This is a genomic window from Absiella sp. AM29-15 (genome assembly GCF_003434225.1).
Classification (GTDB): Bacteria; Bacillota_I; Bacilli_A; order Erysipelotrichales; family Erysipelotrichaceae; genus Hoskinsella; species Hoskinsella hominis.
Genome location: NZ_QVFL01000022.1, coordinates 16,515 through 28,390 on the forward strand (window position 1 = coordinate 16,515; position 11,876 = coordinate 28,390).

11 protein-coding genes are annotated in these 11,876 nt (G+C 36.6%); 6 read left to right on the forward strand and 5 right to left on the reverse strand.

Features of this window, described 5'->3' with window-relative positions; all coding sequences use genetic code 11:
• Positions 1-55: 55 nt before the first annotated feature.
• The 4 genes from DW761_RS18490 to DW761_RS18510 form a co-directional block, all read right to left on the reverse strand.
• Positions 56-820 carry an MBL fold metallo-hydrolase gene (locus DW761_RS18490; protein ID WP_010723735.1) on the reverse strand — a complete coding sequence of 255 codons (765 nt, stop codon included), beginning with the start codon at positions 818-820 and terminating at the stop codon, positions 56-58.
• A 101-nt stretch (positions 821-921) separates the two neighbouring features.
• Positions 922-1,305: a YdcP family protein gene (locus tag DW761_RS18495; protein ID WP_010723736.1), complete on the reverse strand. Its 384-nt coding sequence runs from the start codon at positions 1,303-1,305 to the stop codon at positions 922-924.
• Positions 1,306-1,320: 15 nt separating this feature from the next.
• Entirely contained in the window at positions 1,321-1,647 is a 327-nt protein-coding gene (locus DW761_RS18500) for a YdcP family protein (protein WP_021651363.1), read from the reverse strand.
• A gap of 235 nt (positions 1,648-1,882) precedes the next feature.
• Entirely contained in the window at positions 1,883-4,933 is a 3,051-nt protein-coding gene (locus DW761_RS18510; RefSeq protein ID WP_044961484.1) for an SrtB-anchored collagen-binding adhesin, read from the reverse strand.
• Between the two features lie 413 nt (positions 4,934-5,346).
• Between DW761_RS18510 and DW761_RS18515 the strand changes: the two genes are divergently transcribed.
• From DW761_RS18515 to DW761_RS21535, 5 genes are all read left to right on the forward strand, one after another.
• On the forward strand, positions 5,347-6,555 hold the full coding sequence (locus DW761_RS18515) for a BTAD domain-containing putative transcriptional regulator (RefSeq protein ID WP_158553850.1): 1,209 nt from the start codon (positions 5,347-5,349) through the stop codon (positions 6,553-6,555).
• A gap of 4 nt (positions 6,556-6,559) precedes the next feature.
• On the forward strand, positions 6,560-6,997 hold the full coding sequence (locus DW761_RS18520) for a hypothetical protein (protein ID WP_117454457.1): 438 nt from the start codon (positions 6,560-6,562) through the stop codon (positions 6,995-6,997).
• Positions 6,998-7,249: 252 nt separating this feature from the next.
• Complete coding sequence (locus DW761_RS18525) at positions 7,250-8,521, forward strand: AAA family ATPase (protein WP_147323337.1); 1,272 nt, start codon at positions 7,250-7,252, stop codon at positions 8,519-8,521.
• A gap of 18 nt (positions 8,522-8,539) precedes the next feature.
• Positions 8,540-8,830, forward strand: a complete 291-nt coding sequence (locus tag DW761_RS21865; RefSeq protein WP_117519023.1) for an endonuclease NucS domain-containing protein — start codon at positions 8,540-8,542, stop codon at positions 8,828-8,830.
• 132 nt (positions 8,831-8,962) lie between these two features.
• On the forward strand, positions 8,963-9,067 hold the full coding sequence (locus DW761_RS21535) for an LPXTG cell wall anchor domain-containing protein (RefSeq protein ID WP_117519024.1): 105 nt from the start codon (positions 8,963-8,965) through the stop codon (positions 9,065-9,067).
• A gap of 79 nt (positions 9,068-9,146) precedes the next feature.
• Here DW761_RS21535 and DW761_RS18540 read toward each other — a convergent pair whose 3' ends face one another.
• Positions 9,147-10,049 carry a GGDEF domain-containing protein gene (locus tag DW761_RS18540; protein WP_117519025.1) on the reverse strand — a complete coding sequence of 301 codons (903 nt, stop codon included), beginning with the start codon at positions 10,047-10,049 and terminating at the stop codon, positions 9,147-9,149.
• A gap of 153 nt (positions 10,050-10,202) precedes the next feature.
• On the opposite strand from DW761_RS18540, the gene DW761_RS18545 reads away from it, so the two are divergent.
• Entirely contained in the window at positions 10,203-11,876 is a 1,674-nt protein-coding gene (locus tag DW761_RS18545; RefSeq protein ID WP_117454453.1) for a hypothetical protein, read from the forward strand.

An 11,876-nucleotide genomic window follows, 5' to 3' on the forward strand; every position in this document is an offset into this window, starting at 1 on the left:
TAAGACTAACTGCTTTGTGTGTAGGGATATAAAATTGTAAAACTAAGATTGCATTTCAGATATGGATTTGAAACCCCTCATAGCTGAAAATACCATTCCCTTGTTTTAATTTCCCTTCATTTGACAAGTTGTGAAAAGCTGTCTCTATCTTGTCAATTATAGTAACTGGAATAGATAAATGATGATGTCCTGGCAAAATTCGACTTATCTTTAAAGATTGAATTTTTCTAACAGACTTCCAAAATTCTTGTGGGTTTGTTGATGGATAAAAAGCATCAAGGCAACCGCTATATATCAAATCGCCGGAATACAGATATTTTCTATCCGCTTCATAGAAACAACAATGTCCGGGAGAATGACCGGGCGTGTGAATAACTACCAACTTTCTGTTCCCTAAGTCAATACAATCTTCATCATGTAAAATCATTTGCGGAACCCCTTGAAAAATCTGATATTTCTCTACATTAAAATCCGAGGGGAAATCACATGGATTGCACATAATATTGTTTTTTACCACTTGCAAAGGTATAGGGAATTTGACCGATAGCCATTCTTTTTCTGCTTCATGAACTGCAATAGACCGAAAATATTTATGTCCACCGATATGATCCCAATGAACATGAGTAGTGATTACTGTAACGGGCAGTTTCGTCAATCCATCAATAACCTCTCTGATGTTGGAAACACCTAAACCTGTATCAATCAGAATGGCTCTTTTTGTCCCACACAATAGATAACAATGTGTTTCTTCCCAGTGTCTGTATTCGCTGATGACGAATGTATCTTGGTCTATTTGTTCGACGGTAAACCAACTGTCCATATACTATTCTCACTCCCTAAAAATTTTAATTTGTCGCTTTCTTCATACCCATATTATAACAGTTCCGTATATCCTCTACAACGAAAATCTATTCAGCAAGTCTATTTTTTCGGTTGTCCCTGCGGTGCATGGTTTTGTGGATTGCCTGCGTTCTGGTTGCCTTTATTCTTCAACACAATATCCTCTGCCTTTACATACCAGTCCACATCTGCACCACCAAACGTCTTTCTTGATACCGTATCGGCTACGGGATTGACAAGCTCCACAACTGCATTGTACGGAAATTCCCTTAGCGGTACTTCTGGCGGTACAGACACGGGGATAATTCCACCATGCAGACTGCACTTCAAATCATAGATACGCTTTTTAAGCTGGGTACTCGGTGTCCCGTCCTCATTCTGCAAGAACACATCACGCACCGCTGTAAATTTTAATTCTCCAAATGTTTTCTCTTTGTCAATAACAAATCCGTTTGATAATCTCATAAATGCTTCACTCCTTTACTTTTCTTCAACTGCTACAATATCATCAGCAAGCAACACATAATCGGTATGTCCCATATCCCCGATTGCGTAACCTCTGCCGTATAACTTCGGATTGACAAGTTTTACTTTCTGTTCATACTTGAACTTCTTTTCGCCAGCCTGCACGGGAATTTCCACTACAACATTTTCGCCTTTCTGTACATCTGAATAAAGGTTGTAGCTTCGTCTGGCTATAACCTTGCGGTTGTTTTTATCCCTTTCAAAGACAGGCTCGCTTTCGCCTGCAAATTCAAGAGTTCCAAAAGACTGTGCCATATCTGGCACGACATATTTCATTTCCATATTGTTTTACCTCGTTTCTTTCTATATTTGATAAGTTTTTTGATTGTGATTTCTTATTCTGGCGGTTTGGAAAGTACCAGCAATCCCACAGATAGTAAAGGGGAAAATCAATGCTTCGCACCCTTGACTATCCGTGTTCTTGCAGGTTGTTGGCAGACAAGCCAGAATAAGCGGAAGTCTGCCGATACGGTATCGGCGGAGAACGTGATTTTCCTTTTCTCATACTGTTACCGCCTTATGATTTCTTCATTTTACGGCGTTTATAGAAGAAAATACCTGCCAGCCCAGCACCAGAAGTCATAAGAAGTGCAAGCAGTCCGTAAAGGTTAGTACTATCGCCAGTTTTTGGACTGTTTGTTTTATGTGGTGTATCTGGTGTCTGCGGTATTTCGGGTTTCTCTGGTTCTTCTGGGACTTCTGGTTTTTCCTTAAAGGTAATCGTCTGTCCCTCGTCCTCAATGTCTTTATGCTCGGTAACTTTCTTCGGCTCGTCTGGATTGCTTAAATCGTATAATTCTTCAAAAGTTACCAGCTGTTTGCCGTCAAGGGAAGTAGCGTCAAAGGTAAAGGTAACTTCCACTTTCATAGTTTCGCTGTCAGCAGTAAACGTATAATCACTTTCCACATGTTTTCCATTGATAAGAAGCTCTGCATTTTCTTCTTTCAACATCTGCCAGCCCACAAGTTTGTACTGTGTACCGACTTCTAAGCCCTCTAAGGTTACGGTATCAACGATTGTTACCTCTTTTCCAGCTTCAAGCTCTTTGTTGCCGTCCTTATCGGTAGCAGTCGTATGAATTTTGATGATACGCTCTGTAATAAGTACCGTCTGCCCGTCGTCCTCAATGTCTTTGTGTTCCGCAACTTTTACAGGTTCTTTTGGATTGCTCAAATCATACAATTCTTCAAAGGTAACAAGGTTCTTGCCACCTAAAGCAGACGCATTGAATGTATAGGAAATTTCCACTTTCATTTCTTCCTTATCAGCGACAAAGGTATAATCATTTTCCACACGTTTCCCGTCAATGATAAGCTCTGTATTTTCTTCCTTTAACATCTGCCAGCCTTTGAGCTGATATTTTGTGCCTTTGGTAAGTCCGTCCAATTTGACGGTATCAACAATCGTAACCTCTTTTCCTGCAAGGATAGTCTTTTCGCCGTCCTTGCTGGTCGCTGTGGTATGGATAGAGATTTCTTTTTCGTATTCATCAGTCAAAGTCCCTAAATCAATCACAAGGTTATTTCTTGATACCACGATTTCAAAAGGTGGGATAAGTTCAAATCCCTTGTTGCTGTCAGAGCGTAATTCTTCAATGATGTAGGTATCATAAGGTAATGCACCCTTGCTGTCGTCTGGTTCAGAAGTCCCAAACCATATACCGTCCTCGCTGGTCTTGCCTGCGTTGGTATTGTGCTTATGAGAAGCCCATTCAGCAGAAGTGGAGAACTGCCCGTTATCATCAGTTACCACAACATGATGTTCGCCCGTCGTCTTGCTTGTGATCCTAAAGGGAACATCAGCAAGACGCTTGTGTGTGCCTGCACCGATTTTCACGCCCTCAATATCCCCACGCTTAATCTGATTGTAGATAGAATGGGCTTTGTCGGTTAAGTCCACAATTTTTCCATTTTCTGTGATTGTAAAATCAATCGGTTTTGCACCGTCAGTCAAATATCCGTTTGGAGCTTCACTTTCAACGATACGAAACTTTCCATAAGGTAAAAGGTCGGCAGAAGTAGAAGCGACACCCTCAATATCGGTACGAATTGTCTTTACCACTTCATTTTTTTTGTATAGCTTGCCCTCAACCAATACTGCATTATCATTTAAGGAAATGATGTCAAAGGCAGTATCTTTCAAAGTGGCACTTCCTTGTGGCTTTGTATCGCCCGTTTCTAAATCTCGTTTCTGAATTTTGACACCGCCACGGATAACCTTGTCAGAAACGGAAAACTGGTTACTTCCAGATAATACGGCAAGGTCGCCGTCCTCGGTAATCTGTGTTACATATAAGCCCTTAATCTGTTCGGACTTATCGCCAGCCTGCATATATGCACCGTCAAGTAAGTAGCCATTTGGAGCTTTCGTTTCTTCAACGGTTAGTGTTCCAAGTGGAAAAACGGCTTTACCGTCTTGCATATAGAAGCTGTCGCCAGACACCTTGTATGCGTCCGCTAATTTTGTGATGTAGTGGGTTGTCCCGTCGCTGTCTGTTTCAGCGATTGTCTTTGTAACCCATGTACGAGTAGCTTCGGCAGGGAGATTGTCTTTAGTATAGAAGCCTGCATAATACTTCCATGTAAATTCCGCACCTGCTAGAGAAGCGTTTCCTTGCGGATTGTCTTTCTGTGTTTCCATGTCAATCTTGAAAAGCTCAATCAAAGTATCCGTTACTTTTGGCGTATCAGATACGTTCAATGTCGCTGTCTTTCCAGCTTCAATCTTTAAGGAATATACAGTTTTATCTACTTTATATCCTGCTGGTGCGGATAATTCCTTGATATAGACTGTGCCTGCTTTTACCTCTACAACATCTGTATTTCCGTTTTCATCAGTCGTAAGGGTGGCAAGCTGTTTCGTGCAGTCCTTATCAGAAAAGACACCGTAGATTGCACCAGCGACAGAGTAATTCCCGTTACCGTTTGTAATGCTGGTATTACTGGAAGTCTTTTGTAGTTTCGCATTTCCGACATTCAGTTTCGTCCAGAATTGTCCTAATTCCTGCCCCTCGCCAGAGTAGATATAACCGCCACATTCATAGCGTCCTTTATTCTCTTTGACAAAGGCTTTTGCACCAGAGAAAACTTCGTCCTGTGTTGCCTTTGGAATTTCATCATAAGAAGCTCGCACGTTATCACATTGCCAGCCAAGATGTACGCTCAATCTCTGCCAGACAACACATTGTTCCAACAGATAGACTTGCTTGTAATTCAGTTCCTTGTGAGCTTCGCCATACTGTTTGACATACTCTAAGGATAACGCCACATCTGAAATCTGGTCGGCACTCATGCGTGAGCTTGCGTCAGCTCTGGTCTTGTAACCATTTTTGAAATCTGTATTGATGTCAATACAATAGGCAGTTTCGCCCTCAACTTTCATCATGCCCTCATTGAATGTAGAACCGATAGAACCGTCATTCATTACTTTTTCAATGATACCGACCCGCTCTGCACTTTCCGTCCAGTATTGCTTACTTTCTGCATGAACGGGTGTACTCGGTAAAGCAGTAACGACAGTTGCAAGAGCTAAGAAGCCCGTACACAATCGTTTCCATGTCTTTTTCATAAGTCTAATGCTCCTTTCATTTTGGGTAATAAAATAGCCGTCCATAATGAACGGCTGAAAATAGAAAAGGAACGTCATGTTAGGCGTTCCATAGTCTATGAAATATTCAATTTTTTCTTGTTTCAATACTGATGTGCTGTACCATATCTTTGCATATCTAGGAAAACTTGCGTATCAAGGCTCATTCAATGGTAGTAAATAAGTAGTAAATTGATGTGTTTGTTTCCTTGAAAATGCTGATAGATACTGTGTTTTAGCGGATAATCAGATTTTTATTGTGTTTTTTGGAAAAAACTCCTCAAAACTGCTAGATTCTGCTATATTATTATGTGGATTTCTGAAAAAGCAAAAAAACAAGAATTAAAATATATGGTAAAATGAAGTTGGAAAGAAAGGATACAGGTGACAGGTATATGAATGAGGAAGATAAAATTATACATGTAAAAATGTTTTCCTATTTTGAGATGGAAATCGATGGCAAAACATTAAGTGATGAAACTTTACATTCTAATATGCTTGTGAAACTTATTGTGTATATACTGTGTAACAGAAAGGCGATTATCAGTGCAAATGATCTGTGTGATGTATTGTGGAGAGAAGATGAAAGTGATAATCCGATTGGCGCATTAAAAAATCTGTTGTACCGTTTACGTACCATATTAAAAAAGACATTTGGCTATAATGATTTTATCAAAACATTAAGAGGTGCCTATGCCTGGAATAATGATGTAAAAGTTATCATCGATGCAGAAGAATTTGAAAGCAAATATAATGAAGCAAAACTATTAGATGATGTAAATAAAAAAATTGATGTGTTGGAAGAAGCACTGACGTTATATACAGGCGATTTTCTACCAAAGTTTACTAGTGAACACTGGATATTTCGACAGACGACCTATTATCACAGCCTGTACATATCTATTGTAAAACTGCTGGCACAGACATATGAAGAAGTTCAGAATTATGAGAAGATGGAGATTTTGTGCATTAATGCTTTGAAATACGAGAATCTGGATGAAACGATTCATTGTTTATTAATGAAAGCTTATATTAAGCAAAGAAAGAATTCTCAGGCGAAAGAGCATTATAAACAGACAAGTGAACTGTTATATTCACAATTAGGTACAACCCCTTCAAAAGAAATGCAGAATCTTTACAAAGAGATCATGCGTGAAATCAAGAATGAAGAAATGAATCTTGCGATGATTCAGGATGAAATAGCAAATGCGAAAGAGAATACGAATGGAGCGTATTTCTGTGATTATGGTGTATTTAAAGAAATTTATGCCTTACAGCAGCGACAAGCAAAACGTTTAGGAATCGCAGTATATTGTGGATTGATTACGATTGAATCTAATCTGGATTTACCACTTGATAGTAATGCTTATCGTAAGTTTCGTGATGGTACAATGGAAACATTAAAGGCAACGATTGTTTCATCCTTACGTTCTGGTGATGTCATTGCTCGTTATAGTGCAACACAGTTTATCATGCTGCTTCCAACCTGTGACTATGAAGGTGGATTGGTTGCGTTAGAAAGAATAGAAGAAAACTTTTATCGTATTGCGACAAGGTATCATGCTCGACTTCGTTGTGATTTGAAAGAAATGGATCTGAGGTAGTGATATGATAAGAAAGTTAAGCGCAAATATGTTTTGGACATGTATTGACGATATGGATAATGACAGTATGCATGGTACGTTATATTCTACCGCTGATGAAGAAGATATCGTCTTTCATGACTTTAACCAGATGGTTTTGAAGGCAGATGCATTTATGGATAAGATTGCTTTTCCACAGGCTTTTCAAAATAAACGTTCTTTTGTGGAAGAGGAACATCAAATTTATAATGCACAGATACATACAAATGAAAAACGAAAACATGATGAAATCATTCAGCATCATGGAAAGTTGTTTACTGGTATTATTATGGTAGATACAAGGCAGTATTCCAATTGGCAGGGCTGTGTGATGAATGAACAATTTGAGATGTTATACGAGTTTCATGATGTAATAGAACTAATGAAACAGCTTTTAAATATTATGCAGAAGAAGGAAAGTTAGAACGAAAGTGTTCTGGCTTTTTTTATTTTAAAAAATCTTTGCCTAATGTACATGTTTTTTCATTCAAGTTTATAAAAGAACAAGAGAAGCAGGAAGCAAATAAGAAAGATAAAAGACAGTGTGATCATTGATAAGATTATCTTAAATTGTAGGATTGTTTATGGTATCAAGAAAAGAATATTAGATAGTATTTTTTTCATAGTAAAAGAAGATGAAATAGTCTATAATATAAAAAGAGATGAGGTGATATATATGTATTATTTGGATACAAATATTCCTTTGAAACAATTTAAAATGGATATCGCAAGTGAGCCATATGTCGATAAAAGTTTGCTGATTGATAAATTAAATTCATTTATAAGAACAAGGAATCGTTTTATCTGCATCACACGACCTAGAAGATTTGGTAAAACCATGAATGCAATTATGCTAGGCGCATATTATACGCAAGGATATGATGCACATGATTTGTTTAAAAATTTAAAAATAGCACAAACAACATCTTATGAGAAACATATCAATAAACACCATGTGTTTTATATTGATTTTAGCAGAATGCCAGATTATTGTGATTCATATCGTACTTATATTGACAGTATTATGAAAACAATAAAAGAGGATTTAATGAACATATATCCAAAACTTTCAGAAAAAAGCTATGATTATTTATATCAAATGTTTTTAGACACAAATGATTCTTTTATTTTTATTATGGATGAGTGGAACAGTATCTTTTATAAAGATTTTATGCAAGAAAAGGATAAAAAAGCTTATCTAGAATTTTTAAAAGGATTATTAAAAGATCAACCTTACGTAGAATTGGCGTATATGACAGGAGTATTACCAATCGCAAAATACTCCGGCGGATCTGAGTTGAATATGTTTAAAGAATATAATTTTATGAATGATAGGACTTATGAAGATTATTTTGGATTTGATGAAGAGGAAATTATTGAATTAACTAAGAAATACACGAAACCATCATTTGAAACATTAAGAAAATGGTATGATGGATATTACAAATCAGATGGTTCAAGTTTATTTAATCCACGATCTGTTTCATCAGCATTAATAGATGGCATCTGTCTTAACTATTGGACCGAAACAGGGCCAATGAATGAAATAGCTGAATATATAGAACATAATGTAGATGCAGTAAGAGAAGACATTGTGAAAATGGTGGCAGGTATTCCTATAGAAGTAGAATTAGAAGGATATGGTGCAGAACAGTTACGCTTAGACAGTCGGGATGAGATATTATCCGCTATGGTGGTCTTTGGGTTCTTGTCCTATCATGATGGTTTCTTGAGAATACCAAATCATGAATTAATGGAAAAGTTTCAAACAGTATTGAAAAGAAGTAGTATGGGAGGCGTCGCAGATATCGTCAATAATTCAAAAAATGTATTAGATGCGACAATCGCATTGGATGCCAAAAGAGTAGCGCAATATATAGAGGAAGCGCATGATCGAGAAATACCATTCTTACAATATAATAATGACGCCGACAGGTGCACAGAGTGAAACAGTCTATCATGTGTAATCACTTTATGTTATCTATATGCGAGAAATTATTATGAAGTCACAAGGGAAGATAAGTCAGGTAAAGGTTTTGTAGATTATTTGTTTACACCAAAGAAAAAAGGATATCCAGCAATCATATTAGAACTTAAGTATAATAAGACAGCCCAAGAAGCAATCGATCAGATTAAAAGGAAAAACTATGTAGATCGAGTAAGAAATTTTAAAGAGATACTGTATGTTGGTATTAATTATTCAATAGATGCAGATAATCATAAACATCATGACTGTATTATTGAAAAATATAAATAAAAAGAGAAAGCATTATCTGATAATAATACTAGAATTGATCGATTTGGGAATTGTTGATACCGGATGCTGTTGATCCGACAACAAAATCAATTACAGTAACATTCCCTGATTTATCTCCGGTAGCGGTTGTTTATGTACCAAAAGATAAGGTGGCATCCATTGTTCTTTATTGCTGGAGGTATCGTATTATTGGCTGCGGCTGCATTAGTGTTGAAAAAGAAATCAAGTGTAAGATAAATAAGCATGAAGGCTCTGTGTGTTGACACAGGGCTTTTCTTTATGAAAAAACAGATACCCTTTGTGGATATCTGTTTGATTAACGAGATAAAATATGATGATTTTTCTTCATTTCATACATGCATTCATCTGCACGATTGATAAAATTGTCAATACTATCATTTTCCTGTAAAGTAGAAATACCATAGCTGATTGCTAAATGATAATCAGGATGTTCTTCAAATCTGATATCAGAAAGACTACACATCAGCTGTTCACATATCTGTTCACTTTCCTGTTCACTGCGATTTTCAAAGATGATCATAAATTCATCACCGCCAATTCTTGCACAGAAAGTATCATGATTCATTAACTGTTTTAACTGTTGTGCAAACGCAAGGATGACTTTATCTCCAAATAAATGTCCAAAGGTATCATTCACATTCTTAAAAAGATCGATATCCATTAGTGCTAAAGATAAAGGATAGTGTGATTCCTGTGCTTTTTGGATAAATACCGGCAGACGTTCATTCAGATATTGTTTATTATATAAAAGGGTAAAGGTATCTTTCATGACCAAATCATTAAAGGCAGATACAACGGAACAGATATCATTGGTATCTGAGGTAATGTCTGTATTTAACATAAAGCTGTCACTGACATCCTGTATCAGTTCTAAGGCATAAGGCTTTCCCTTGATATTAATGGGCAGGGAATCAATCAGATAAATGATGTTTTCCTGATATCCCAGTTTCACAATACGTTTACCATTGAGGAGTGCACGACAAGAAGTACAGTTTGTACAAGGATCCTCCTGTTCCCAGATACTGAAGCATTTTTTATCTAAAGGGATCAGTTCTTGATTATGGTAATCGTATACATCATGTGTTTGTAAATCAACAATTCTATAAAACTGATGAAGTGTACTTGGTATCATATTTTTTATTTCATCATCAATGGAATGAATGGGATACATAATCACCAGCTCCTTTCTATATATCATGTTTATGTCATATCGTTCTCTTTAATTGTATCGTAATTTCGTGAAAATGTATATGATAAAATGTAGGAATTCTATATTTTAAATAAGAATATAAGGTGCATTCTATAGAAAAGTATGGTATAGTAAAACCAGTTTCCATTTGAGGTGATAAAAATGAAAAAAAGTATACCGTTTCTGGCAATACCATATCTGATTTATGTATTTGTTGTGTATTATATTATGCTTCCAGCATTAAACTGGCATGCGCCAGAGTTTTGGGAGTTTTTGGTAATAACTGTAGGACCGATTTTAATCCTTTGTATCGTCTATGCATTTTCCAGCAAGACGAAAGTACAGTTGTTTAAAGGCTGGCAGAGGTTTTCAAAGAATCCGAATGTATATGATCAAGGTGTTTATACAACGAAACAGAAAAAGTGGTCAAAAATATGTAAAGGATGTATCCTTCTGCTTGTGATTATGATTGTTTTCCCAAGTGTGACAGGTTTTGTGACTAGTCGTGTATTCCACGCAAAAGCATATGCACAGCGTATTAAGGTACAGGATGTTTCATTCACAGAAATTCCTGAAGTTGATTTTACCAAAACACCGATCATTGATCGTGACAGCAGTCTTCGTTTAGGGGATAAAGTCATGGGAAATGCTACAGAGTGGGTTTCACAGTTTGATGTGAGTGAGGAATATACACAGATATCTTATAAAGACAGTGTATATCGTGTTACACCATTGACGTATAATGGTGTCATCAAATATATAAAGAATATGAAAGAAGGAATTCCTGCATATATTACCGTTGATAGTACAACTGGTAAAACAGAACTGGTGAAATTAAAAGATTTAGGTTTAGATGGTATGAAGTATGTGCCTAGTGCGTATTTGAATAAAAATCTGATGCGTCATTTGCGTTTCTCTTATCCATTTGAAATCTTTGGCTCCCCAAGCTTTGAAATTGATGAAAAAGGGCATCCATGGTATATTTGTACAACCTATACGTATGCAGGTGTAGGCACAAAGAAAAAGGTAACAGGTGCTGTATTCCTTGATCCAATCAGTGGAGATACGACGAAGTATGCAGTAAAGGATATTCCTTCCTGGGCAGATCGTATTTATCCAGAGAGTTTATTGATTGAAGAGCTGGATGATAATGGTTCTTTGACTGGTGGATATTGGAATAGTAAATTTGGACAAAATGGTGTAACAGTCACAAGTCAGGGATATAACTATTTGGAAAAGAATGGAGATATCTGGCTATACAGTGGTATTACAAGTGCCAATGCGGATGAGTCGAATTTAGGCTTTGTGTTAGTGAATATGCGAACACATGAAGCAATGAAGATTGCGACAGCAGGTGCCAATGAAATAAGTGCCATGAAGAGTGCGCAATCAGAAGTAAAGAATTATGGATATGAAGCTACGTTCCCATTATTGATCAATGTCAAAGGCAATCCAATTTATATGATGGCATTAAAGGATAATGGTCTGATTAAGATGTATGCGATGGTATCTGCCATTGATTATCAAAAGGTCACAACGGTTTCCAGTGATGAGTCTTTAAATGATCTGTTGAAGAAAACTTTAAGTATGCTGGGAAATAGTGGTGATATTAGTGATGAATCTTTAAAGGATGCCACAATAAATGTTAAGAATGTACAAACAGTGAATGTGGATGGCAATACGATTTATTATATCCAAAGTGATACAGATGAAGTATTTAAAATTACCTTTAGCACAAAATATGAAAATCAGCTGGTATTCTTAAAACCAAAGGATAAGCTGACCATCCGTTATGTGGACAGTGAAGGTATAAAAAATATCAAAGATATCAAGTAA